At 47.1% G+C, this 26,113-nt stretch carries 19 protein-coding genes; 5 read left to right on the forward strand and 14 right to left on the reverse strand.

Features of this window, described 5'->3' with window-relative positions; all coding sequences use genetic code 11:
• Window positions 1–31: 31 nt before the first annotated feature.
• Genes coaE through L21SP3_RS00140 form a run of 5 tightly spaced genes read right to left on the reverse strand, consistent with a single transcriptional unit; the run spans window position 32 to window position 5,187 of the window.
• A complete protein-coding gene (coaE, locus tag L21SP3_RS00120) occupies window positions 32–661 on the reverse strand; it encodes a dephospho-CoA kinase (protein WP_161488013.1) in 630 nt (209 codons plus the stop codon).
• Window positions 648–1,439 carry a tetratricopeptide repeat protein gene (locus tag L21SP3_RS00125; RefSeq protein ID WP_077538349.1) on the reverse strand — a complete coding sequence of 264 codons (792 nt, stop codon included), beginning with the start codon at window positions 1,437–1,439 and terminating at the stop codon, window positions 648–650. The genes coaE and L21SP3_RS00125 overlap by 14 nt, the downstream gene beginning before the upstream one ends.
• Window positions 1,436–3,265 carry a BatD family protein gene (locus L21SP3_RS00130; protein WP_077538351.1) on the reverse strand — a complete coding sequence of 610 codons (1,830 nt, stop codon included), beginning with the start codon at window positions 3,263–3,265 and terminating at the stop codon, window positions 1,436–1,438. Before L21SP3_RS00130 ends, L21SP3_RS00125 begins: the two co-directional genes overlap by 4 nt.
• A 3-nt stretch (window positions 3,266–3,268) precedes the next feature.
• Entirely contained in the window at window positions 3,269–4,159 is an 891-nt protein-coding gene (locus tag L21SP3_RS00135; RefSeq protein ID WP_077538353.1) for a tetratricopeptide repeat protein, read from the reverse strand.
• Window positions 4,156–5,187 carry a VWA domain-containing protein gene (locus tag L21SP3_RS00140; protein WP_077538355.1) on the reverse strand — a complete coding sequence of 344 codons (1,032 nt, stop codon included), beginning with the start codon at window positions 5,185–5,187 and terminating at the stop codon, window positions 4,156–4,158. Before L21SP3_RS00140 ends, L21SP3_RS00135 begins: the two co-directional genes overlap by 4 nt.
• A 178-nt stretch (window positions 5,188–5,365) precedes the next feature.
• On the opposite strand from L21SP3_RS00140, the gene L21SP3_RS00145 reads away from it, so the two are divergent.
• Complete coding sequence (locus L21SP3_RS00145) at window positions 5,366–6,352, forward strand: hypothetical protein (RefSeq protein WP_077538357.1); 987 nt, start codon at window positions 5,366–5,368, stop codon at window positions 6,350–6,352.
• Window positions 6,353–7,177: 825 nt separating this feature from the next.
• Here L21SP3_RS00145 and murJ read toward each other — a convergent pair.
• Together murJ and prfB are read right to left on the reverse strand one after the other, a co-directional pair.
• Entirely contained in the window at window positions 7,178–8,773 is a 1,596-nt protein-coding gene (murJ, locus tag L21SP3_RS00150) for a murein biosynthesis integral membrane protein MurJ (protein ID WP_077538359.1), read from the reverse strand.
• Between the two features lie 42 nt (window positions 8,774–8,815).
• Window positions 8,816–9,935, reverse strand: a protein-coding gene (gene prfB, locus L21SP3_RS00155; protein WP_123785094.1) for a peptide chain release factor 2 whose coding sequence is annotated in 2 segments (ribosomal slippage) — window positions 8,816–9,874 and window positions 9,876–9,935 — 1,119 coding nt in all. Because the reading frame shifts where the segments join, the coding sequence is not laid out codon by codon here.
• Window positions 9,936–11,364: 1,429 nt separating this feature from the next.
• Here prfB and L21SP3_RS00160 point away from each other — a divergent pair.
• From L21SP3_RS00160 to L21SP3_RS00170, 3 genes are read left to right on the forward strand one after another with little or no spacing between them, the layout of a single operon-like run.
• Window positions 11,365–11,886: an NADH-quinone oxidoreductase subunit NuoE family protein gene (locus L21SP3_RS00160; RefSeq protein WP_077538361.1), complete on the forward strand. Its 522-nt coding sequence runs from the start codon at window positions 11,365–11,367 to the stop codon at window positions 11,884–11,886.
• Between the two features lie 11 nt (window positions 11,887–11,897).
• Window positions 11,898–15,101, forward strand: a complete 3,204-nt coding sequence (gene nuoF / locus L21SP3_RS00165; RefSeq protein WP_118084490.1) for an NADH-quinone oxidoreductase subunit NuoF — start codon at window positions 11,898–11,900, stop codon at window positions 15,099–15,101.
• Between the two features lie 35 nt (window positions 15,102–15,136).
• On the forward strand, window positions 15,137–16,909 hold the full coding sequence (locus tag L21SP3_RS00170; protein ID WP_077541774.1) for an NADH-dependent [FeFe] hydrogenase, group A6: 1,773 nt from the start codon (window positions 15,137–15,139) through the stop codon (window positions 16,907–16,909).
• 263 nt (window positions 16,910–17,172) lie between these two features.
• On the opposite strand, the gene L21SP3_RS00175 is transcribed toward L21SP3_RS00170, so the two are convergent.
• From L21SP3_RS00175 to L21SP3_RS00205, 7 genes are all read right to left on the reverse strand, one after another.
• Complete coding sequence (locus L21SP3_RS00175) at window positions 17,173–18,471, reverse strand: DUF4340 domain-containing protein (protein ID WP_077538363.1); 1,299 nt, start codon at window positions 18,469–18,471, stop codon at window positions 17,173–17,175.
• Between the two features lie 21 nt (window positions 18,472–18,492).
• Entirely contained in the window at window positions 18,493–20,490 is a 1,998-nt protein-coding gene (locus L21SP3_RS00180; RefSeq protein WP_077538365.1) for a Gldg family protein, read from the reverse strand.
• Window positions 20,490–21,221 carry an ABC transporter permease gene (locus tag L21SP3_RS00185; RefSeq protein ID WP_077538367.1) on the reverse strand — a complete coding sequence of 244 codons (732 nt, stop codon included), beginning with the start codon at window positions 21,219–21,221 and terminating at the stop codon, window positions 20,490–20,492. Before L21SP3_RS00185 ends, L21SP3_RS00180 begins: the two co-directional genes overlap by 1 nt.
• 14 nt (window positions 21,222–21,235) lie before the next feature.
• Window positions 21,236–21,943: an ABC transporter ATP-binding protein gene (locus L21SP3_RS00190; protein ID WP_077538369.1), complete on the reverse strand. Its 708-nt coding sequence runs from the start codon at window positions 21,941–21,943 to the stop codon at window positions 21,236–21,238.
• A gap of 465 nt (window positions 21,944–22,408) precedes the next feature.
• The gene (locus tag L21SP3_RS00195) at window positions 22,409–23,158 is read right to left on the reverse strand and encodes a PEP-CTERM sorting domain-containing protein (protein WP_077538371.1); all 750 of its coding nucleotides are present in this window, start codon (window positions 23,156–23,158) and stop codon (window positions 22,409–22,411) included.
• Between the two features lie 171 nt (window positions 23,159–23,329).
• Window positions 23,330–23,902 carry an RNA 2',3'-cyclic phosphodiesterase gene (thpR, locus tag L21SP3_RS00200; RefSeq protein WP_077538373.1) on the reverse strand — a complete coding sequence of 191 codons (573 nt, stop codon included), beginning with the start codon at window positions 23,900–23,902 and terminating at the stop codon, window positions 23,330–23,332.
• Entirely contained in the window at window positions 23,899–24,639 is a 741-nt protein-coding gene (locus tag L21SP3_RS00205; RefSeq protein ID WP_077538375.1) for a pseudouridine synthase, read from the reverse strand. Before L21SP3_RS00205 ends, thpR begins: the two co-directional genes overlap by 4 nt.
• A gap of 314 nt (window positions 24,640–24,953) precedes the next feature.
• Between L21SP3_RS00205 and L21SP3_RS00210 the strand changes: the two genes are divergently transcribed.
• Complete coding sequence (locus tag L21SP3_RS00210) at window positions 24,954–26,009, forward strand: SUMF1/EgtB/PvdO family nonheme iron enzyme (RefSeq protein ID WP_077538377.1); 1,056 nt, start codon at window positions 24,954–24,956, stop codon at window positions 26,007–26,009.
• The last annotated feature ends 104 nt before the right edge of the window (window positions 26,010–26,113 follow it).

Raw genomic sequence — 26,113 nt, forward strand, 5'->3', positions numbered from 1 at the left:
AGCTAAATCTTAATCAGCGACTAAAAGCTCATTACTTTTTCCCGCTCAATATTTCTGTGAGGATTTGTTCAATTTGAGGGACTAACTTCTCTTCCCCTAATGAATTGTTCACAATCCTATAATTAGCAATATTTTTCTTTTTGTCCAGTAAAATCTGATTTTTTTCTCTTATTTCGAGTTCTTTTTCGCTGAGCCCGCTTCGATGTTTAACCCTTTTCTGCCTAACCGCTTTACTGGCCTCTATATAGATCAGGTAATCACAATCCTTTTCAAGCCCCTTTTCCAAAAGCAGGGGGACATCATAAACTATTGCCCTGCACGAGGCAGAATCCTTCAGTTTTCTTTTTTTGTTTTCTATTTCTTCCAAAACAGCCCTATGAGTTATGGAATTAAGCTTACCGAGCTTTTCATCATCTGCAAAAACCTGCTGAGCAAGGTATTTTCTGTTAATCTCCCCTTCGCAGACTGCATCACTGCCAAAGTTTTTCTCGATTTCCTGCTTCAGTCTTTCCGAATCCTTGTAAAGCTGGGCAACTATTTCATCAGCATTTATTACCACGCACCCGAGTCGGCTGAAAATTTGAGCGGCATAGCTTTTGCCTGACCCTATTCCCCCGAGCAATCCGATTACAGGTTTTTGTGATTCTTCAGAAAAGTTCACAGTCTTTCCTCTTGATCCATGCAATGCTCTGATCAGGGAAGTCTGCTTTGAGCCATTCATCCCTCACTTCAAGCACATCGAATTCTGTTCCGCTGTGAAGAGGGGTTTCAAAGGCCTTTTTGTAAACCTCTCCATTACCCTTTCGTGCAACGGTCTTTACTGCCGTGATCACGCCTTCGCTGTTATCCGGCTGTGATATACTTATCCCTGCTGATATCCCAAAGCAGGACGCCAGAAAAACTAACACAAATATTGTCGGCCAAAAACCTGGAAATGCAGGACAGTTCAGCCTTATCGACAGTAGGATGAGAAGCACAGAAACAAGTAAGAGAGCCGCATAAAAACGTGTCTTCAATGAGAAGTCTTTATGCCAGAAAAATATATTTGAAGCAATAATATTTTCTGGATTTGGGTCTATCTTGTCAAGCCTGAGATTTCTTGCAGCGGAAAGATTTTTTTGCACAGCCCGGCTCAGCGGGTTCAGCCTTTCTGCCTTGCGGTAATTCAGAATCGCTCTTCCGAGGTCTCCTGCAAGAAAGCAGCAGTTGCCAATGTTTAAGTACAGCTTATGGTTTTTTGCCCCCGCCTCTGCTGCTTTCTCATACAGCCTTGCTGCCTTAACGTAAAGCTTTTTGGAATTTTCTGCCGAGCTTGCCTTTTCGAATACTGACTCCGCTTTTTCTGCAAAAGTTTTCGCAGAGACTGGCGTTTCACTGCCGAAGGCGGAAATAAAAACAGCCAGAAAGATTGCTGCTGTTAAAAATTTTAATCCTTTCATTTTTCTAATCTCCTCAGTATTCTCAGGGAATCTTTGCACCAGTTTTTATCGAAAGACCCGCCTGAAGGGCTGTAAAGGCTTGCCTGAGCCTTTGCGAGTATTTCACTGAGCCTTTCGCTGTCTTCCTTTCCTGTATATCCTAATGCCTTTTCTTTGCAGTCTTCAGGTGTGATAGACCCTGCGGGAACATCGAACTTGAGAGAAAAATATTCGCAAATCCCGCGGGAAAGCTCCTCTCGTGCCTTTTCATCCGGCAGCGACTGGGCATTTTTTATGCGTCTGGAAGCAATCTTTATTGCATTTCGTTTGAGCCTGAGCTTTTTCTTTTCCTCGCTCTGCCCGAAGAAAAGGCGCAAAGCTGCTGAGGCTGTAAAAAGTGCAAGGGGAACCCCCCACATAACTGCTGCGACAGGGCTGAGAAGCTCTCTTCTGAGATTGAATTTTTCATTATATAAAATTTCATCTGCAGGGAAGTTTTCGCTGATCCCTCCCTCTACGCTCTTGACATCGCTGCCCACAGGTTCATCTTCCATACCCTCAATATCCTTCAGGGTTATGTTTTTTGCAGGCTTTACGTCTATATCAATTGGTTTGCTTTTTGCTGTTATATATTCGCCTTTTTCGGTGTTGAAGAAGCTGATTTCTACAGGTGGAATCTCGCTCACCTTGTCTGTTTTGGTTCTTATTGTCTGGGTAAAGATTTTGGTACTGCCTGATATTTTCGGGCTCGATTTTTCTTCAGGTATGATAAAATTTTCACTGAAAGCGGGGATTTCTGAAAGCTCAGGCCATTCTACAGGCTTGAGATGTTTGCCCTGAACCTTTATTTTAAGGGTTATAGGATCGCCTTCTTTCATATCAACAGGGCTGGCTTGTGTTGAAATCTTATACTCTCCAACAAGCCCGCTGAAGTTGGCAGGTTTGCTTTCCTCGGGAAGCGGCTTAACATTGATAGAAATATTTTCTGCCTCTGCCGCAAAAACACCGTAGTTGTATCTGCGGCCGAAGAATGTGCCCCCGCTTCTGTTTACCGATACGGCTATTTTGCACGTGATTCCCGGTTTGCCCAGATTGATTTGTCCCTCAGCTTTGGGGATCAGGATTTTAGAAAAAGTAACCTTAACGCTTGAGATCCCGTTATGCTCTGCTGAAGTTTGCAGAACGCCGGTTTTAAGTCCATTGATTTCGAGCTCTTCCTTTGCGTTTTTGTCTATATTGCTTTGTTCGACAGTGATAAGAGGGTGATTAAATGCAGGCACGGAAAAATTCAAGTCTTTCACTAAATTCCTCTGCAAAAGCTGCTTCTGGATATACCAGCTGCAAGTAAGCTCAATAGGCTCTCCAACGAAGCAGTCCTTTTTGGAAATAACCGCTTCGATATCCATTCTTTCGTCCGTTTGGGGCTTTTTGGCGTCGAACCTGATGCTTTCAGTTTTGTATTGTTTCCCTTCCACCTCCACAGTTACCGGCGAAATAGTATGCCTTCCTGCCTCCTTTGCCTTAAGCCGGTAGGAGACGGTGAATTTCTTGCTAACCCGCTCACGTCTTTTCCCGTTGATTATTGTAATAGACCTGCGAGATTCATCAGACATCGTCGGGCCTTCAGGTGAAAACTCCTGAAGTGCGGAGCTGTCTGCCACTTTCCCGCTGTCTGCTCCCTGCACGGTTATTTGATAAACGAAATCCTGCCCTGCATACACGCTTTCGCTGCTTATCTCAGCGCTGAGCTCCACCTCACCGAGTGCCGCTGAGCAAAAGGCTGAAAGACCAGCACAGGCCAAACATACAAGAATTTTCAAAGACCAAATTTCTGGACGGCCAAACATCTGCTACCAATCCTTGTCAACTTCAATTCGTTTTCTGCGTGCTCTAATTCGCTCTTCTTTCAATTCTTTTTCTCTCTGAAGAATTTGTCTTGCGATTTTTTCCGCCTTCTCTTTTGCCAGCTTCTCTTTTTGCTCATTCATTTTTTGGGATTGCTTATCTTTGGCGTTTCTCTGCTGGTCTTGTTTTTCTTTCTGGTCTGAAGAGCTTTGCTTCTGCTGTTCATTCTGAGAATCCTGTTTCTTATCCTGCTCCTTGTTGTCCTGCTGCTTCTGCGAATCCTTATTTTCAGATTTCTTGTCCTGTTTTTCGTTCTGATTTTCCTGCTGCTGTTTATTTTTATCAGATTCTTTTTGCTTATCTTCGTTCTTATCGGAATTTTGTTTTTTCTGTTCGTTTTGCTGTTTCTTGATATCTTCAAGAATTTTTTTGTATCTTTTTGCTATCTCAAGGGCCTTTTCTTTCTTCTGCCCGCTTAGCTTTTTGAGCCTGCTTCTGCTTCTTTTGAGCATCTCAAGCTTTTTTTCAATCTGTTCCTGATTGAGTTTTGAATTCGGGACAACCCCCTTTACCGCCTCCCTGAGCAGCTGGAAGCCGAGTTGGGTGTTTGCTTTTTCAATAAGCTCATTGTTGTCTGATTCGCTTAGAATTTCTCTGAGCAGATTAAAACCCTCCTCACTGCTGCCGCTCTTTAGTTTTGCAGCTGCAAGGTTATATTTGGCGTATTCAGATTCAGGATTGCTTTTTAAAACCTGAGAATAGATTTCCTCAGCCTCAGCAAATTTGCCGCTTTTATAAAGCTCGTTAGCTTTGCTGATTTCTACTCGCTCGCCGCCGGCTGAGATTCCGGCTGTCAATATTAAAGCAGCAGTTAGAGTTCTTAAGAAGATAGTCATAGCTTTTTCCTGCGTTTATCAGATATTACAGTTTCAAGGCTCAGAAACGCAAAAGCCCCAAGCAGGAATATCTGAAATTTTTCTTCGTATTCAATTCTCTCGCTTCTCTCAAGCTGCCTTTTCCTGCTGGATGCGATTATCCCCTCATAAATTTCGCCTAAATTAAAAGTGCCTGTTTCCACGGGTATATATTTGCCTTTAGAGCTTGCCAATGCCGTTTTTCTGAGCGTTTCATCTTGGAGTTTAGTCCAAACCTGATTCCCATTGTATTCTAAAAATTTCTTTTCGCCAGTACCCTTATCATAAATGGGTATCCTCGCTCCCTGCTGTTTATCTCCGAGCCCGGCAGCTATAATCCTTATTCCCTTTTCCCCGGCCGCTGCGGCCGCCTTCACCGGAAGACTTGATTCAAGGTCTCCCCCGTCTGTTATGAGGATTATATCTTTGAAATCCTTCCCGCTTTGGTCGAACACTTCCTCCGAGGCCATCCTTATTGCATCGCCCAAGTTTGTTCCTCCTCGTTTGGAGGTTTTAGGAGATATCTCATCGAGCGTCAGCCTTAGAAAGCCGTAATCCTGAGTTAGAGGGCATTTTACTTCCGCATCTCCCGCAAAAGCTACAAGGCCAACCCTGTCTCCCTTGATCTTTTCGATTAAGTCCTTGATTGCCAGTTTTGCCCGTTCAAGCCTATTGGGCTTTAGGTCTTCGGCAAGCATTGATCTTGATATATCCAGCAGAACAACTACGTCCCTGCCGCGGTTTTGCACCGGCTTGATGCTTGCATTCCATCGCGGACGTGCAAGGCCGGTGATTATCAGCGCAAGGGCAAATATCATCAGAACCCATTTGGTAAACCGCTTCGAGGGTGATGGGTCTGCGTTGAGATATTTTAAGAGATTTTTGTCTGCTGCTCGTCTTAGCAGGGCTGCTTTTCTTGAGCTGCTGAAAACAAGCAGCGGTATCACAAGCAGAGGTATAATAAATAAAAGAAGTAGATAGTCTTCATTAACCATTGCAAGACCTAACAATTATTAGACTCTTTGTTGAGCTCCGGCAGATTATTGCTGCAGTCGCAGAAAGTATATAATTTTAGCTCATTATGACAACCCGCAGGGAATTAAAAATAATTTTTGAAATAAACTTCCATACCGCTTCGTCTTTTATGGCAGTTTAAGCAATAAATAATTTTTTAAAAGGAGATTTACCATGAAAGCAAAACTATTAACAATCTCTACATTGCTGATTGCAGCAGCTGTTTTTGCCTCTCCAAAGCAGCAGGACTGGGGCGAGAAGAAGTGGCAGCCTGAAAGAGGTCGAGGCGGGCCTTATATGCAGCAGAAAATGCAGCATTACCAAAAGCAGATGCCTAAGTATCAGCCCAGGATGCAGCAGAACTGGCGCAGGCAGGCCCAGCAGTATCGTCCTGCACAGCAGAGAATGCAGGGGCCAAGGGCATATCATTACCGCCGGCAGGCCCATAATTTCCAGCAGCGCGGCCCAGCTGAAAATTTCAAGAAGCAGCGTTTCTTTGAAGCTGTTAAAAGAAGGGCAATGCAGAACCCTGAATTCCGCAAAAGGCTTAGCGAAAAGATGATGAGCAAGGCATGGCAGGCTAAGGGGTATAAAGACGCCAAGTGCCCGCAGGAACAGGGAAGGTGTCCGCAGGACAAAATTCGGGACAAGAAAGGACCGAAGCAGCAGGGAAGATTTGAAGGCAAACAGGATTTCCGCCCCCGCAAAAACCAGCCGATGCAAGGGCAGAGATTCCGCGATGAAAAAGGCTTTAGAAAAGAAAAGCACTTCGCTCCAAGGCAGGGCCGCCAGGATAAACGCATGCAAAGACCAATGCCCTATGCCGGCAAAGATCATCCTCGTGCGATGATGCAGGGCAAAATGATGGACAGGCCATTAAAATTCAAATGCCCGCACTGCGGCAGAGTAATCACTAAAGAAATGGTTATTAAAAACCGCAAAGACGCCCAGAATCCAAGCTGGAAGCAAAAGAGAGATTTCCGCAAGGAACAGGACTCTCATGCCCGCAAGGCTCATAAGGGCGAAATGAAAAAAGAATGTAATGCGGCTGAAGGACGCAAGATGAAGGGCAAAGGTTACCGCGATAAAGATGAATGTGATGATTCAAGTGAACAGAAGAGAAGACAGAGACGCAATAAACATCAACAGAAAAGGAAATAAAGCTTTCTTACAAAGCCTTCTTTAAAAAGCTGTATTCAGCAGGAGCCGTCGGCATTAAACCGACGGCTTTTTACGTTTGGAAACTTCCCTTGCCCAAAGCATACACTGATCGCACAGATTTTGTTTTTTTTACCACGAGGCCCGCGAAACACACGAAGGGGATATGGTTTTGGTAAAAATATTTTCCACTGATGGCACTGATGGCACAGATGATAATATGAATGTAAAGCTATGTTATGAAACAATTTATAACAAACCTTTGTGTTCCTTCGTGCCCTTCGCGGTTTAAACCAATCCCACGAGGATTAAAAAAATTACCCGCCCAAAAATCTTTCTCCGCCTTTTCCTTATCAAATAGCTATCCTGTCAATCCTGTAAATCCTGTCCAAAAAATCTCCCCTCCGTTTCCTCCGATACCTCTGTGTAAAAACTTCAGCCCCCGCATTGGTGGAGAATATCAAATTGCGGGGAAGCTTTCTGGCCGGTGATGAGCAAAACAGCCTCAATTAAGAATAATTTAACCACCGATGTAAAAGGAATGTTAAACATTGAGCCTCTCCGCCGCATGCGGAGAGTTATCGGAGAAGATATAATATTGGACAGGATTAACAGGATCTACAGGATGAGATGGAGAAATCGGGGTTAAATGATTTACTTCAGAAAATCAATGGGAAAAATACTGACACGAAAAACTGAATATATTGGGCAATGTAATGCTTGTTCTAAAGACAGTAAAAGTACAGAACCCACAAACTTTGAGACGTTAATCAATATTTAATGATATATTCAAGAAGAATTTGGTATTATCTAAAAAATTTTAGAAATTTAATCAGCCGGCAGGCTGCGTTTGAGAACCATATCAAGGCCTTCATTTGAAATGAGTTTGGATGCGCCTGCATAGACTGCTGCTGATATCAGCACAGCAGCGGCTATCCTTGCAGAATCGAAGGCAGCGTTTTCATCGAGCCCTGCCATAAAGTGATTCACAGCGAGCCCTGCGGCAAACATCAGCCCCGAAGCTGCAAGAGATTTTGCAAGGAACGGCCTGAAACCTGAATGGAATCCGCCGTATCTTTTCCTCAGCACCAGCAGCATAACCGCCACTTGCAGATAACTGCAAACGGCAGTTGACAGGGCGAGCCCCGCAGCCCCAGCAACCCAGATGAGAATAAGATTGAGCACCAAATTGATCCCCACAGCCCAGCAGGCTGTTTTGGCGGGCAGTTTTGAATCGCCGGCGGCATAAAACGCCTTTATGAGAATCTGCTGGAGGAAGAAGCCTGTTATCCCAATAGCGTATCCGTAAAGCACGCCGGCAGACTGGGCGGTATCGCTTGCTGTAAATTCTCTGCCGTTCTCGAAAAGCAGCCTTATCAGCGGCTCTGCTACCACAATCAGCCCAAGCGAGCAGGGCAGGGCAGCGAACACGGCCATCTTAATCCCCCCTGAGAGCGAAGTCATCATCTTGTCGGTTTCGAGCCTCGCAGCCGCACGGCTGAGCACGGGGAAAATCGCAGTGGCAAGGGATATCCCGAAAACGCCCAGAGGAAGCTGATAGAGCCTTTGCGAGAGGTAAAGATGCATAACGCTGCCCCTCCAAAGCGGATATTCAGCAGATCGCCCGAAGATCATAAGCTCGCTGCCCTTGGCCTCCGAGCCGGAGAAGAACCACGCAATCAGTTCGTCGCTGAGCGTGTTGATCTGGGTTACAGTTGCGCCGAGAATCATCGGAGCCATAAGCAGCATTACTCTGCGAACGGCCTTCATCTTTAAATCGAGCTCGGGTCTCAGGTGGATGCCGAGCCTGCCCAGAACGTAAATCTGCAGGGCGGTTTGCACGCCTCCCGCTATCAGCACGCAGAATGCAGCGATAAACACCTGCGTCCTTGGCGGCATACCCATCGCCCAGCCTGAAATCAGTATTGCTGAGATGATGAATGCATTGAGTATTACAGGAGCCGCTGCTGGAGCGGAGAAATGCCCGTGAACGTTGAGTATGCCCGCCATTATCGCAATCGTGCAGATAACAGCAGCGTAGGGCAGCATAATGGAGGTGAGCTGGATTATCAGCTTTCCATCGCCTGTTAAATCCGAAAATATTCCCGCACCAAGGAGCAGAGCCCATCCGAGAAGCACCGCACCTGCAAGAATGGTAAAAACGGCTGTAGTGATTGTGTTGGCAAGCTTTCGGGCTGTCTCGGAGCTGTTTTCAAGCTCTTCGGAATAAACGGGGATGAAAGATGATACCGCAGCCCCTTCGCCGAAAACGCGTCTTGCAAGATTAGGTATGCGGAAGGAGATTATCCAAGCATCGCCAAGAGCTGTTGCCCCGAAGAAGTGGCTGTAGCAGATGTCCCGCACCATACCAAGCACCCTGCTGAGCATAGTAAAAGAAACAATCTGCCTGAATCCTTTGAACATCTTCTGCCGGTATTAAATTACGCTGTAAGTATGAAAATCCGCTTAGGCCTGCTTATTCTTTTTCTCCGCACGGAATCTTAGATAGCTTTCTATAAACTGCTCTATTGAACCGTCCAGCACTGCCTGCACGTTGCCCGTTTGGGTGTCTGTGCGGTGGTCTTTCACCATCTGATAAGGCTGGAGCACATAGCTTCGTATTTGGTTGCCCCAGGCGATTTCGCCTTTGTTGCCGTAGAGCTCGGCGATTTCCTTGTCGCGTTTTTGCTGTTCGAGCATATAGAGCTTTGCCTTGAGCATCTTCATCGCCTCGGCCTTGTTTTTGTGCTGGCTTCTGTCGTTCTGACACTGCACAACGATTCCCGTAGGCTGATGCGTGATTCGAACCGCAGAGCTGGTCTTGTTTACGTGCTGCCCGCCTGCGCCGCTAGCGCGGTAGTAGTCCACTCGAATATCGGAGTCGTTTATCTCAATATCGATATCGTCTCCGGCCTCCGGCGTTACATCCACAGCCGAAAAGCTTGTATGCCTTCTGTTTTGCGAATCGAAGGGGCTTATCCTAACGAGCCTGTGAACGCCCGCCTCGCAGGAGAGCTTCCCGAATGCGAACGGGCCGCTTACCTTGAGCATTACAGAGCGGATTCCCGCTTCCTCGCCCGGGGTGCTGTCGAGCTCTTCGTATTTATAGCCGTTGGTCTCGAAGTAGCGTGTGTACATACGCAGAAGCATTCCCGCCCAGTCGCAGCTTTCAGTGCCTCCGGCGCCTGCGTGGATGCCCAGAAAGCAGTTGTTTGTATCGTTCGGGCCGTTGAGAGTGCCTGCAAGCTCGATCTTCTCGCATTCGGTCTGCATACGTTTTACATCCGATTCTATTGAGGCTATGGCGGAATCATCATCTTCTGCCTCTGCAAGCTCGAAAATGTCTTTCAGGTCGGTGATTTCCTGTATCGCAGCGCTCACCGGCTCCACCACGCTCTTCAGGGAGCTCAGCTCTGAGACGGTTTTCTGCGCATTATCCTGATTGTCCCAGAAGTCCGGCGAGCTCATCTGCTTTTCAAGCTCGTTTTTTCTTTCCTGCTTTTCAGGGAGGTTAAAGCCAGTCGCGAACTTTTAGTATTCGCGCCTCCAAGTCGGCAATTGCCTCTTTGATTTCGATTCTTTCCATATATTCTCTGCGTATTACTATAATCTAAAATTAGAACGCCCCTTTATAGCAAAATTCGCCAATTTTGCAAATATTGAAAGAACCCATTCACTGTGGTTACGCGACAATTTTGGGGCAAAATGCAAATCATAATGCTGCAACGCTTTGCAGAATTTATTATCTATTTACTGAGCCAGCGGTTCGCTGCTTAATAATGCAGCGTCGCACAGCGGTGTTCGCCGTGGCGGACCCGCTAGGATAGCGAAACGTGAAGAGCCGGCGGTAAGCGAAAAGAATGCTAGCGGGTCCGCCACGGCGGACGGTGCTGTAATATGAAGAGTCTATTCGTTGTGTTGGCTTAGCGGGCGGCATGTGCCGCACCGCTGTAATATGAAAAATCATCCCGCAACGCAATAAGCCGGCGGCACACAGCGGCGGAGCGCAAGCTCCCCGCTAGGATAGCGAAACGTGAAGAACCGGCGGTAAGCGAAAAATCTTTTCTAAAAGAATGCCTAGCGGGCCCGCTAGAATAGCGAAATGTGAAGAGCCGGCGGTAAGCGAAAAATCTTTTCTAAAAGAATGCCTAGCGGGCGACTTGCGTCGCTCCGCTGTAGTACGGGGGATGTTAAACATCTGAGTTATCGGCAGCTACAGGAGAAAAACTTTCCCCTTATCATTGCCTTGAACTTTAAAAATATCCCCCTTAGTGCTTCTTAGCGTTTCTCAGTGGCTGAAATATCTCAGCGCTGCTCGTGGTTCAAACAAATCACCCGCCCAAAAATCCTGTAAATCCTGTCCAAAAAATATTGTCGCACACTTACTGTGGCAGCGGTTGAGGTTTTGTCTTATTTTTGTGAATAATCGAACATAAAAACACCGCAGCAGTGCACTTGTTCGGGGTTTTATTGTGATTTGTTACATACAAGAACATTGGATTTGTCATTTAGTAACATTAATTGAAGCTTAAAAATTATAATTGTTCTGTTTGAGGCCAAAAAAATAATTAAAAGTTTATAAAAAATACTTTTCGTAACATTTTCTTTTAGACCTCAGGGCTTTTTGTGTTATAATTCGAACGTGCCCTTTCAAGAGGGGTAATTTTTAAATTTTTACGTAATTGGTGTAATTTTGCGCTTGATAAGCGGGAAAAATTTATTGGGAGCGTTAAACCGTTCCCCGCATTTTCCTGCCGGCGGCAAGCTGAAAAATCTTCAGCACTCTACTACCGGCCTGAATACTTCTGCGCAGCCTTTTTGAAACAACTTGCCCCCAAGGGCAAAATATATATTTCGCTGTCAATTTTCTTCTGCGGCATACTGAGAAAACATCTTTCCGGAATAAAATCATCCCCCTCCGCAGAGTAATAAAATTTATTCGTCAAACGTGATTTTCGGCTTATCTTGCTGAAGATACGGGAAATATTGAACTAAAGTTTCAACAAGGAGAATCTATGTGTGAAGTTGAATGCACAAACGGATGCAGTCTTGAACAGGCTGAGCAGGAGCTCTATCCCCAGCTTGATCAAATCATCGAAAGGCTCAAGGATGAGGACGGGGCATTGATTCCAGTTCTTCAGGAGACGCAGGAGCTTTTCGGCTACCTTCCTGAAGGTGCTTTGAAGAAGGTAAGCCTCAAGTTAGACATTCCATACAGTGAAGTTGCCGGCGTGGTAAATTTCTATTCATTTTTCTCAACAGTTCCCCGCGGCAAACATCTTATCCGCGTATGCCTCGGAACGGCCTGCTATGTCCGCGGCGGGAAAGAGCTTCTTGAGGGTTTCAAGAATTCCCTCGGAATAAGCGTAGGCGAGACAACCGAAGACAGGATGTTCTCGCTGGATATAGGCAGATGTTTCGGTGCATGCGGGCTGGCTCCTGTTATTATGATAGACGATAAGGTTTATCAGCGGGTTCGTGCATGCAAGATCAATGAGATACTTTCAGAATACAAAAACGGTGAAAGCGAGCAGTGAGGATAACGATTATGGATGAGATTAAAAAATTCAATTCTCTTGAAGAATTCAAAAAGATAAGCGAACAGCTCAGAGAAAGCAGCACTCAGCCCGGCGATACTGAAAAGATTTTCATCTGTACAGGCGGGGGCTGCATAGCCTCAGGGGCATTGAACCTCAGAGACGAGCTGAAATCCTGCCTTCAGGCAAATGGACTAAGCGAAAAGGTTCAGGTAGTGGAAACAGGCTGCATGGGGCCATGTTCTGCTGGGCCGGTTCTGCTGATGGGCAGAGACAAAACGTTTTACGTGCAGGTTCAGCCGGATGATGCAGAAGAAATCGTGCAGAGCCATATTATGCAGAACAAACTTGTAGAGAGGCTCTGCTGGAGAGATGAAAAAACCGACAAGCCCGCTGCATCAAAGCTGGATATTGAGTTTTTCAAAAAGCAGACAAAAATCGCCCTTCGAAACTGCGGGCTCATCACGCCTACAGACCTTAGGGCTTCAATTTCCGTTGGCGGATTTGACGGGCTCGCAGCAGTGCTTGCTGGCATTAGCCGCGATGAGGTTATAGAACAGCTCAAGGATTCCGGCCTCAGAGGCAGGGGCGGGGCAGGCTTCCCAACCCATATGAAATGGACATTCACAAAGAAAAGCCCGGGTGAGGTGAAATACGTTGTATGCAATGCAGACGAAGGAGACCCCGGCGCATTTATGGACAGAAGCGTTCTTGAGGGAGACCCGTACAGCCTTATCGAAGGTATGTCTATAGCAGCATATACTATAGGAGCCCAGCGCGGCTTTGTTTACGTTCGTGCTGAATATCCTCTCGCTATCGAAAGGCTCAGCGAATCAATAGAAAAGTGTTACAAGGCAGGCCTTCTCGGCGAGAATATACTCGGCACAGATTTCAGCTTCGACCTCGAGATACGAAAAGGTTCGGGCGCATTTGTATGCGGCGAGGAAACAGCCCTTATGGCATCGATTGAAGGCAAGAGGGGCGAGCCGAGGCCGAGACCTCCATTCCCCGCCCAGAAAGGGCTCTGGGATAAGCCTACTGTTCTCAATAATGTTGAAACATACGCAAACGTAGCTGCGATTGTGGCCAAAGGCGGGAAGTGGTTTGCTTCTTTCGGTACGGAAAAGAGCCGCGGGACGAAGGTTTTCGCACTTGCAGGCGCTATCAGGAATTCGGGGCTTGTGGAAGTTCCTATCGGAACAACCCTCGGCGATCTTATCTACGATATCGGGGGCGGAATACCAAACGGAAAGGCCTTCAAGGCCGCCCAAATCGGAGGCCCCTCAGGCGGATGCGTTCCGCTGCAGCACTTGAATGTGTCTCTGGATTACGAATCACTCAATAAGCTCGGAGCTGTTATGGGCTCGGGCGGGCTTGTTGTGATGGATGAAGATACCTGTATGGTGGATGTTGCACGTTTCTTCCTTGAGTTTGTTCAGGAAGAGTCCTGCGGGAAGTGCATACCGTGCCGTGTGGGAACGAAGCGTATGCTTGAGATCCTCGATAAGATATGTTCAGGCCAGGGCGAGCAGGGCGATATAGAAAGGCTCGAAGCCCTCGGCGAGAAAATCAGAGATACAGCCCTCTGCGGACTCGGCCAGACAGCACCAAACCCCGTGCTTTCAACTGTACGCCATTTCCGCGATGAATACGAGGCTCACATTATCGATAAGCACTGCCCGGCGGGCGTTTGTCCGGATATGGTTCTCGCACCATGCAAGAGCGCGTGCCCTGCGGGAGTGAACATCCCGGGATTTGTCTCTCTCGTTGGCGAGGAGCGTTATGCAGAAGCCCTCAGGCTGCATAGAGAGCGCAATCCATTTGCCGCTGTTTGTGCGAGGGTATGCTTCCACACCTGCGAGGAAAAATGCAGAAGGTCGTCTCTTGATGAGCCTGTTTCGATAAGAGGCGTAAAACGCTTTATGGTTGATCAGGAAATCGTTGCTCAGATTCCCGAGGTGCACGAGAATGATGAAAACGCAAAACGCAAGATTGCAGTTATCGGTGCCGGGCCTTCAGGATTCTCCTGTGCATACTTCCTTGCAAGGCTCGGATATAAGCCTACGGTTTTCGAGGCACGTTCAAGGCCGGGCGGAATGCTTGTACAGGCTATTCCGGAATACCGCCTGCCCAAGGAGATCATCGCCCGCGAATACAGGATGATTCAGGGAATGGGCGTTAAGCTCGTTACCGATTCAAAGCTTGGCAAAGACTTCACCCTCCAGCAGCTGCGCGAGCAGGGCTATGAGGCGGTATATCTTGCAATCGGCCAGCCAGACGGTGTGATGCTGAATATGGCGGGAAGCGATGCTGAAGGCGTTAAAGAAGCCCTTGATTTCCTTAGAGAATACAATATGAAGGGCTCTGTGGAAGCGGGCAAAAACGTTGCCATTATCGGCGGCGGAAACTCGGCTATTGATGCAGCGAGAACAGCCGTGAGGCTCGGGGCAAATGTTACTGTGGTTTACCGCAGAACGCAGTCTGAGATGCCGGCTTATGCAGAAGAGATTGAAGAATCCCAGCAGGAAGGCGTGCGGATTATAGAGCTCGCCTCGCCGGAGAGAATTGTTACTGAAAACGGCAGAGTAAGCGGGCTTAAGTGCAAGAAGATGAAGCTCGGGGACTACGATGCCTCCGGCAGGAAGAAGCCGGTAGCCAGCGGCGAGGAATTCACCCTTGATGCTGATCAGGTTATCTTTGCAGTAGGCCAGACAATGAATCTCGAGCCGATATTTGGAAAAGTAATCAATCCGCAAGGCGAAACAGGCTATGAGTATTTCGTTGAAGTGGGCAATGAAAAACTCCGGCTTAACGGCAAGAGCAAGATCAGCGCAGGCCATCAAAATGCTCAAACCTCAATCAACTGGCTCTTCTGCGGCGGAGATGCCGCCATGGGGGCAGCTTCGGTTGTAGAGGCTATAGGTGAAGGCGAGAAGGCAGCAGTTGGCATTGATGAATATCTCACCGGCGCCAATCACGCATTCTGGCGTGAGGATGTGCCTGTAGATACATACTTCGACCCCGACGAGGAGCCAAAGAACTATCCTCGCAAGAAGATGGAGCTGCTATCCATTGAAAGACGAATAAACAGTTTCGCAGAAGTAGAGCAGCCGTGGGATAAATCTGAGGCTATAAGACAAGCTCAGAGGTGCCTGAGATGTGATTACGGCAAATATAAGTGTCCTGCTGCTAAGATGCAGGCTGGTGTTGAGTAATGCTTAGCGATAAAAGCAAACAGAAAGGTGAATTTATGATATCACTAAAGATAAACGATAAAGATATTCAGGTGCAGGATGGGGCAACCATCCTTGAAGCAGCGAAGAGCTGCGATATATATATCCCTACGCTTTGCTACCTTGAAAACCTCAAGCCCCGCGGGCTGTGCAGGGTTTGCGTGGTGGAAGTTGAGGGGGCGAAGAATCTCATTCCTGCATGCAGTACGCCCGCAGCTGAGGGGATGAACATAAAAACAAACACAAGACGTGTGCGTGAATCACGCAAGATGATAGTAGAGCTTCTGCTCTCAGAGCACAACGGCGAATGCACAACCTGCGAGAGAAACAACGACTGCGAACTGCAAAAGCTCGCAAGAGACCTCGGCATTGAAGAACTCAGATACGAAGGCGAAAAAACCTCATCACAGATTGATGAAAGCACCCCGGGGATATTCAGAGACAGCGGCAAGTGCATCAAATGCAGAAGGTGTGTGGAGGTTTGTCAGGGAGTGGAATCGGTAGGTGCGATATCGCCGCAGTCCCGCGGATTTGATACTACAATAGGCCCTGCCTTTGACCACCCGCTCTCTGAGGTAACGTGCGTTCAATGCGGGCAGTGCGCTGCGGTTTGTCCTGTTGGGGCAATCACCGAGCGGAACTACATCCAGCAGGTTTGGGATGCCTTAGACGACCCTGAGAAGTACGTTGTAGTACAGACTGCTCCAGCTATCCGTTCTGCCCTTGGTGAGGCTTTCGGCCTCGAGCCGGGAACTCCAGTAACCGGCAAGATGGTTGCAGCTCTCAAAGAGCTGGGCTTTGACGGGGTGTTCGATACCAACTTCACAGCAGACCTTACGATTATGGAAGAAGGAAGCGAGCTTTTGAGCAGGCTTACAAAGGTTCTGCGGGACGGGCAGAAGCAAGCTCTTCCGCAGTTTACAAGCTGCTGCCCGGCTTGGATTAATTTCGCAGAGCATTATTACCCCGAGCTTCTGAAAAATCTCTCTACGTGCAAATCTCCTCAGCAGATGTTTGGCGCTGTAGCGAAAACATATTATGCTGAAAAGATAGGCGTTGATCCTGCCAAGATGGTGGTTGTCTCAGTAATGCCGTGTACGGCGAAGAAATTCGAATCCCAGCGTGAGGAGCTCACAGACAGCGGCTATCCAGATGTTGACTACGTGCTCACTACCCGCGAGCTTGCAAGGATGATAAATCAGAGCGGAATCCTTTTCAGTCTTCTGGAAGATCAGAAGATGGATTCCCCGTTCCCCGAGTCTTCCGGTGCGGCTGATATCTTCGCAAACACCGGCGGCGTTATGGAAGCGGCAGTTCGTACCGCCTATAAGATTGTAACGGGGCGGAATCTGCCTACAGATAAAATGCACCTGAAGAATATTATGGATCTTGAAGGAATCAAGGAGGCTTCGCTGAAGATTGAAGACCCGGTTAAAGAGTGGTCTTTCCTTGACGGGGCAGAGCTGAATGTGATGGTTATACACAGCCTTTCGAATGTGAGGAAGGTGCTCAAAGAGAAGGATATATCCAAGTATCACTTTATTGAAGTAATGTCCTGCCCGGGCGGCTGCATCAGCGGCGGCGGGCAGCCCAGATTCACCGATAATAACATTCGCCAGAAGAGGATTCAGGCGATTCTCACTGAAGACGAGGGCAAGGAAATCAGAAATTCCTGCGAGAATCCGTTTATCCAGCAGATTTATTCTGAATATCTCAAGCAGCCTCTGGGAGAAAAATCTCACCACCTGCTGCATACTGAATATTTCGAAAAATCTCCTGTTGAGCAGTAATTTTTAAGACACCCGATTCGAATAAAGGGGCGTGCCGACCGGTACGCCTCTTTATGCTGGTCTCATTAAGATGTATCGAAAATATTTACAGCCCAACCGAGAATCGGGGCTAAAACTTCGGCCAATTTAAAGTTGCAGTTTAAATTAGCCGAAGTTTTCTGATATGTGTTCATGTATGAAGCAGGGGGTTTTGGCGTAGAAATCTTCAAACGAAAAAGGGCGAACCAATCGGATCGCCCTTTATAAAATGGTTTTGTAATGTTTTAGTATGAGCTTTTTTCAGGTTCTTCTGCCGACTGATTGTCGCTGCCGGCCTGTTTTGGCTGCTGTTTCTCTTTCGGCTCGCTTTCGCTCTGTTTCTGTTCGTCGGCCTTGTTTTGGCTGCTGTTGGCAGATTCGCTTTCATCTGCATTTTCAGCAGATTCATCTGAACTTTCTTGAGTTTTCTTTTCAGACGCAGCTTTTTCAGCGGCCTGGGCATCGCTGCCTTCAGCCTCCTGTTCGGGCTTTTCTTCCGGAACCTTTTCAATTAGGTCGTTAAAGTGTTTGGTGAGATTTTTTGCGTTCCAAGACGGGATTTTGTAAACCCAGCCCTCGTGGCGGTCGTTGAAGTTTGCAGCTGCCTCACGCTTGAGCAGGATATCTTCTTTCTTCTTGAGCTCTTCTTCGCTTTCCACCTCATCCTTCTTTATTACTTTTTCTTTATTGGTGAATTCAGCGGAGCATTTTGCCCAGTAGTCCTGTCCCTTTTTAGCAACCTCGAAGGTGTAAACGGTAGAATCATTCAGGCGGGATACATACTGATACTCAAAATTCAGCTCTGTCATTTCCGAGGCCTTTGCGGCGTCTGTAAAGTTCACCCTGCCAAGGGCATCGAGCACTGAATGGAAATCAGTTCCTTTGGCCTGCATACCTTCAGGAATTCCCTTCAGCTTTCTATTCCCGTTTTCATTGGAGATTTCATAGCTGCCTTCAGGCGTCTTCACGGAAACCTTCTCAACATCCGTTCCCTCAACTTTTACAATGCTCCTCTCAACATAGCTGTTTGCGCTTGTGCTGGCAAAGAAAGATTCCTCGGAGATGTAAACGTTGTTGTCTGCGAACTTGCGGACATAGTTGCCTGAGCCTTTATTCTTGCCTACAATCAGCCCGGTAAGAACCTTGCCGTCGGAAGCAAGAAACTGAATGTTGTATCTTGCCTGGTCCTTGGTTACTTCAAGGTCTTCGAAATTGCTCGGGTTGGTGGTATAAACCTTCCCGATTTTAACGTCGAGGCATTTGGAAATCAGCTCGTTGAGCTTTGATACCTTCACCGGATAACCGCTCATTGATTCCAAATAATACTCGCCGCCTTCCTTGATGATTGATACCGGCTCCCCGGAGGAGCCTTTTATCGAAATCCCAGATACCATATCCATATCAAGTCCCTGAATAAGGTATGTAATCCGGCCGCTGTCATAACGGGTTTTCTCGCCTGTAAACATAGACTGAGCTGTTACTAAAACAACTGCCGCAAGAGCTGCTGCCGCAAGTATCGATAGTTTTTTGTCTGTCATTACCATATAAGAACTCCTAATACCGGATTAATCTCTTCTGTTTGAAACGAAATTTCTTCTCTTGGTAGCTCTCATAAGCCAGAGGATTACTGCTATCACGAGGATAACGCCCGGAGCAAGGAGCATATTGATATTCCGCAGCTTATTGCCGAGGGCTTCAATCTCCTCGCGTCTCTCGCGTTTTACATCCTGCAGTCTTGCCTTGGCCTTTCTAATCTTCAGCTCGAGCTCTTTTTTCTTCTCCATTATAGAGCTTCCGATTACCTCTTCGCTGTCGCCCTTGGAGTTTTGGATGATTTCCTGAAGCTCTTTTTCGAAGCCGCTGATCTCAGCCTTGATCTTTTCTTCCTGTTCGGCCGTTCTCTCTTCGGCCTTCTGCTCGATCTGTTCAACCACAGTGAACGGGCGTTTGTGCGTGCCGCGGCTTCTTATGCTCAACAGGTCGCTCGAACCGGAGATATGCTCTATCGCATTGAGAAGAACCGAGGCGTTGTCTGCAACCTCCATCTTCGAGCCGAAGAAGGCATCTCGGTATGCCACCATATCAGAGATAAAGTCAACATCGCTGAAAACAACAACCGCGCACTCCTTGCTTGTTTGCTCGGAGGGGTTGAGGTGTTTGGTTTTTGTTTTCTCTTCTTTCCCGTCTTGGTCTTCGCTGTTTTGGCTTTCTGCCTCGGGTGAGTCCTGGCCGTCTTCTTCGGTTTCTACTTCCACATCAATCCCGTCGGGGAAGTTTGTTTCGAGCTCTCCTGTAATAATGCAGGCCATATCTACAGGTTCATCCCCCGGGGTGAATTTCTGCATCAGCCTTTCGGGATTCGGCCTCATCAGCTCAAACTGATTATCCACAGACCACGTATTCCCGCGGTTTGTAGTAGAAAGCAGCGGCTCCACGTTTACCCCTTCCTTATCGCTGAATTTCAGCGAGCCGGGAAAGAGCATACGCACATCGTTCAAACTTGAGCTTATCGGATGGTCTTTATTGAAGCATTCATCCTTGAGCCCGAGATAGCCGATAAGCGCAGCAGGTCTCTGGCTCGGCCCGATGTTTGTATCAATCGCAAGGGATTTGTCGCCGGCGAATTTATCCTCTTCCATCTCAACGCCCCATTTTGCGAGCAGTTCGTTGAGATTTGAGCTTTGCGAGGGCATCTGTCCGCTCATCTGCTGCTCCCTGTCCGGCTGGTCAACAAATGCGTGCGGGTCTGTACAGATTATTGTGCGTCCGCCTGTAACTGCGAACTGATCAATCGCAAAAAGCGTGTTCTCTGGAAGGTCTTTGGGGTGAATCACCATTAGAATATCAACATCTTCAACCTTGTTGACATCCGTGCCCACGTTTTCCACCTCATAATTGCCTTCTTTGAGCTGATTTATGAATGTCCAAGAAGGCTCCGGCTGCTGTCCCTGCATACGCATCATACGAGCCATATAATCGGAAACATCCTGCCCAGTTACCGGCAGAGAGCTTATCACGCCAATCTTTTTCTTCTCACGTGTTATAGCGGTGTCTATCAGGTAGCTGATATCGTATTCTACGAAATCCTGCCTGTCCGGCGAGAAGAACGGTATGGATTTCTCCACTCCAAACTGCGTTTGAACAACAAGGCCGAAGAAGAAGTTCTCTTCTTCAGTAATAGGGAATTTTTTGAGTCCGTGCTCAATCGCCTCTGTTTCGGCCTCTGAATAGGGGCGGGGGTCTATAACCTCCAGGTCAATCATCCCGTCGCTCACTGATTCGTATTCCTCGAGCAGTGATTTAACAAAATCGTAGTATATATTGAAGAAACGAATCCTGTCCGGCCCTTTCATTGCGGCCTTTTCGGCATAATAAAGCTTAAGCGTTATCGGCTGATTGAGCTTGTCGATAATATTTTTCGTTCCCTCTGAAAGGGTGTAAATCTGTCTTTCTGTAACGTCGGCTTTAATTTTTCTAAGCGTCCTCTGCATAAATGTGTTTGCGCAGAAGACAATCACAAGTACAAAGAAAACTGCAAGCCATGCTTTTAGTGTTCTATTCATCAGTTTGCCTTCCTTTCATCAAGAATAATAGTGCAGGCGTAAACCCATCCGGCAATCATTAAAGCAAAATATCCAAGGTCGCTGAGCCTTATGATTCCCTTCTGCATAGAATCGAAATGATTCTGGAAGCTCAGCCCCGCTGCTGCCTGAACCATACCTCCCGGGAGGAATGTGTCCAGATAGCCCATTGTTGAGGGCATTCCGCTGAATACGAAAACAGCGCAGGCCACAACGGAGAGAATAAAGCTGATAACCTGATTTTTGCACAGGGCGGAGAAGAAAATTCCAATAGCGAGGAATCCTCCGGCCATAAGCACAGATGCCAGATAGCCGGCTGCTATAAGTCCTCCGTCGGGATTGCCCAGATAGCTCACTGTCATAGGCATTGGGAATGTGAGTCCGAGGCCGACAGCGAGAAATGCCCAGGCAGCGAAGAACTTGCCCATCACCGCCTGACCTACCGTGATAGGCAGCGTGAAGAGCAGCTCTATAGAGCCGGTTTTTCTCTCCTCAGCCCAAAGCCTCATTGCTACAGATGGTACGATGAATACGAAAAGCAGCGGGAGGTTTTCGAAGAAAAGGTGCATATCCGCCTGCCTTGCCTCGAAAAATCCCTGCTTGAATGTGAGATATCCTGAAAAGAAAAGGAATATCACAAGGAATACGTATGCAACAGGCGTTGCGAAGTATCCCTTGAATTCTCTTTTGAATACAGATTTAAAACCGTTCATAAAACGCTCTCCATTTACATTGTTATCTTACGGAATACTTCATCAAGGCCGCAGTTATGCTCCTGCTTGAGCCCGTCCGGCGTTGAATCAACGAGGATCTTGCCCTTGTCGATGATTATCGTTCTCGAGCAAACCGCCTCCACCTCTTCAAGGATGTGGGTGGAGATTATTGTGGCCTTTTCTTTGGCCATTGAGTTGATAAGCTCTCGAACTTCGTGCTTCTGATTTGGATCCAGCCCGTCGGTGGGCTCATCGAGGATAAGCACTTCAGGGTCGTGGATGAGGGCTTGTGCAAGCCCTACACGTCGCTTATAGCCCTTGGAGAGGGTTTCTATTGTTTGATGGTAAACTTCTTCAATTGAGCACATATTAACAACTCTCTCAACCGCATCCTGCCTGCTTCGGCCTTTGATCTCTCGGGCATCGCAGATGAAATTGAGAAAGCCGCTTACCGTCATCTCGTTGTATGCCGGCGCGCTCTCAGCGAGATACCCCATTTTCTTTCTCGCTTCAACTGGTGATTTGATGATATCGCAGCCGCAGACACTTGCTGTGCCGCTGTCTGGCTCTAAAAAGCAGGTGATCATCTTCATAGCCGTGCTCTTGCCTGCTCCGTTCGGGCCAAGAAAGCCCAGAACCTCGCCTTTTTCAACCTCGAACGAGATTGAATCCACTGCGACTATGGGGCCAAATGTGCGACGAAGCTCTTCTACTTTGATCATAAATATAGACTCCATAAAATCGTTTAAACTTTTTACCCGCAGAAAATTATCTCAAACTTTCTGCCGCTGAAAAAAAGCCGGCTCTGATTTGCACATTAACGACTCAAAGCCGTAAAATCCAGCAGGTTACAGAACTGCTGAAAATGAAATTTATAATTATTGATTTTTGTATGTCAACAGTATATATGCCCTTTGAGTGATTTTGTTTGCTTTGCGCCAAAAAAACTTTTGCAGATATAGAGACTTTCGTGATTTAATGAGATTGTCAGCTTAAATTTCCCGTTTTCAGAGATAATAACAAAGGATTGAAGCCGTTAAATTTTAGCCGCGGCCGGGTTATAAAGGCTTTGAAAATCTCTCGATATGTATTTTAAGCTTTGCGGCGATGGTGCAGATTTCAATATCAGCCCAAGCGGCCTTCTCAAAGGTTCAAAAAGAAGCGTCAGATATATAATCAGGGTGCTTTTATAAAATCTTTCTCTTTCTCATAAAAACTGCGCCGATGCTGAGAATTGCGAGTGTTGCAGGCTCGGGAACGATTACAGTGATAAAATCCTGATAATCCTTTCCGCTTTTGACGGGCACGTAAACAGTGCCTTGAGGCAAGTAGTCTGAGGGGGTATTAACCGCCTGAGCAGCTAATTGGTTGAAGACGGGGATAATCATATCTGTTATTTCATCTGACCAGTTGCCGTACTGGCTCCCGGAAGCAGTTGCTGTGAATTCGCCCTCGGTAAGGCTGTAGCTGTCGTGATTTGTTTCGAAATTTATCTCCCATACAAGCAGCTGAACAGCGCAGCCGTAAACCTGTCTTTCAGTAACATTAGGCCCAGTATCGGGAACTTCGGTGCTTTTATCAAATATATTCTTGTACAGCTGATCTGATACGTAACCAACTCTCCTCATCACCAGCTGTGTATATTCATCATAGTCCAGCGGATTAAGCGCTTCCTGCACTACCAGCTCCTGAGAATCGCCTTCACCATAAGGCCCTGCATTCTGATAAAATTCTACACAGCTGCCCGGAGTTATATACTGACCGTCGCCCTTCCAAACGTGCGTTCCAGTTTGAAAATCACCACCATCATATACTTCTTCAGGGACTTCACACTTAAGCGATTCTGTCGGCTCAACGCCAAGAAAATCTAGATACTGAAACGCTGCAGAAGCATTGCAGCACAGCATCGAGAAAATGATTAAAACCAAACTTTTCATCTCTTTCGGCTCTCCCTCTTTACACTTACGGAAAGTATATTTTTACACTTCATCTTAACCTCATTATAACCACTCAATCGCCCGAAACAATACGTATTATTACCTGATTATTGAAATAATTATCAAAAAGCTAATCAGATATTAAAGCGATCGCAGATAGGGCATTATGTATTATCGGGGCTTTGCAAAGAAGTACTGAGCTGCAACGGTGTATTTGGGGCCTTTCTTCGTTAGCTCGCTTGTAAAAACGCATACGCTTTCCACTGGGCAGCTGCCGAAAGACTGCTTTTTGAGTGAGCGGTCTATGCTTTTTATAATTCGCCCGGGACGCGGAGATTTGATTCTGGCAAGAGTGATATGCGGTTCGAATCTTTTCGAAGGGCTGAAAAAGCCCTTCTCAGCCAGCGGCGTGCAAACTGCTTCCCGCAGAGCCTTCATCTGTTCTGCTCCCTGTGTCAGGCCTGCCCAGAATGTATGGGCGTTTTTTCCGAAAGTTCCCGTGCCCTGAACAGAGATCGTGAAATCTGTCCTTCCGGTAACGCTTGTTCTAACGATATCGCAGACGCTCTGCAGGTGGTTATCGTCCACTTCTCCGAGAAAAGCAAGCGTGATATGGGCATCCTGCGGCCTCACCCACTTTATATCACTGCGGAAATGCTCCAGCTCTGGAGCAATTCTTTTCTGCACCTTGTCTATCTTATCAAGCACCTCTGGATAAGGAACTACAGCCACGAAAGTTCTCATTTCTGCTCTTTCCTCTCCTCCAGCTTGGTTGCCTTGCGAAGGTAAGTAATCTGTTTGCCGGTAAGCTGTTTGAAATTCCCAATACCCACTCCCTTAAGGCTGATATTTCCAATCTTCGTTCGCTTGAGCCTTTTCACCTTGAAATCCAGCCTTGCAAGCATTCTTCTGACCTGCCTGTTTTTACCCTGAAAGATGGTCATCTCCAGAAGCGTTTCATTCGGGCCGCGGTGAAGTACTTTTATAATTGAGCGTTTAGTTTTGCCCTCGCTGAGCCAGATGCCTTTTTTGAGCTTTTCGATTGATTCGCCGTCGAGCTGCCCCTTTACGAGGATCTCATAAGTTTTCGGGAGCTCGTATCTGGGGTGAGTGAGCCGGTTGGCAAGCTCGCTGTCGTTTGTGATTATGATTGCGCCGGTGGTTTGCTTGTCGAGCCGGCCTACGCAGAAAACCCTCTGCTTAACCGGCACGAAATCTATCGCTTTTTTCCGATTAAGAGGGTCGCTGCTGGTGCATAAAACACCTTTGGGCTTGTTCAAAAGGAAATAAACCTTTGTTTCGCTGCGAATCTTCCTGCCCATATAGGTGATTCGGTCAGTCTCGGGGTCTGCGAATGCTGGGAGCTGGTCAACCACCTCCCGATTTACCCTAACATCGCCTTCGAGGATAATTTCTTCGCATTTGCGCCTTGATGCTATACCTGCATCAGCAAGTATTTTTTGAAGTCTTACTTTTGCCATTTCTGCTCCTATTAGCTTCTCAGCTATTATTTGCCTATATTATTAATTCAGTGGGGCATTATGAATTTTTGAGCTGCAAATTCAACCACAAAAATATTCCCGCTTTGAAAACCTCAACTTTGTGAACCACTCATAAGGGCAGAATGAATTGATATTCCGCTAAGCTTTTAGGTTTGTCTCGTGTAAAAAAAGATGGTAATATTAATTCGGCGAGTAAAAGTTTTTTGAAAAAATGCGCTATTTAGAATCATTTTAATAAATGAAAGCTGTCAATGTAATTTTTGAGTTAGTATGTTTTTATCTAAGGAAAGGCTATGCAGTTATCTAAAAATATTTTACTTTTTATCGCAATCCTGTGCTTAAGCGTGCCATCTTTCAGTCAATGGAATACAAAATACGACCTGAACGGCGATGAGATTGTAGATATAACCGATTTTTCTCAGCTTGCTCTTCACTGGCTTGAAACACCCTATTTAGAAATGCCGGCTGTTTTCGGCCTTGAACAGAATGAGGCTGAAAACCTGCTGCTCTCTGCCGGCCTGCGGATCGGCTCATTATCCCTGCAGCACAGCTTATCATTTCCGGACGGGACAGTAATCAGCCAGTATCCCCTTGCAGGCAGGACAGTTGCCTCGGGCGATTCGGTGGCTCTTACTGTCTCTACAAGGAATCAAAACAGGGTTAGCGGTATGCATTGGGTTTTCATCAGCGACCCGAACTTCACCGGCTATATGAGCAAATATGAAACCACCAACTCGCAATACTGCGATTTTCTCAATGAGGCCTATGCACAAGGAGCTGTAGAGATTCTCGAAGAGCAGGTTTACGCTGCAGGCGGGGGTTATTCAGGCCGGATTTACTATGATATGAGCGGCTCGAATGCCCAGATAACCTTTTCTTCGGGCTATTTTTACGTTCCAGGCCGCGAAGGCTTCGATATGGGCGACCACCCGGTAACAGAGGTAAGCTGGTACGGGGCGAAGGCTTTCTGCGATTTTTACGGATTCAGCCTGCCCACGAAAGACCAGTGGGAAGGGGTTGGCGATTATCAAGGCTCATTTAATTTTGGCTGCGGAGAAGAAATAAGCTATTCCAAAGCCAATTACAGCCGGACAAACCCGCTCGGCCTTTCAGACTATCCCTACACCACACCGGCAGGCTATTACCCCGCCTTCGGATACGGGTTGTGCGATATGGCAGGAAACGTATGGGAATGGACGCAGAGCGTATGCGGAGACGGCGGGCAGATTGCAGTAGGCGGGGGCTGGTTCAGCTACGACAGAGAAAGCTGCTCTGTTTCAAATACATACTGCGACCGGCCTGAGAATACAGTCAGCGATACTGGTTTTCGAGTTTTAAAGCAGGATTAAAATCTTTCACCCGCTTTGAGCTGCATTTATTAACTGCGTTTGATTTAATGCGTGAATGAAAAAGGCGGAAGGACTGATATCCTTCCGCCTTCAATTCGGAGGCT

Origin of the sequence: Sedimentisphaera cyanobacteriorum, from assembly GCF_001997385.1 — a bacterium.
GTDB lineage: Bacteria > Planctomycetota > Phycisphaerae > Sedimentisphaerales > Sedimentisphaeraceae > Sedimentisphaera > Sedimentisphaera cyanobacteriorum.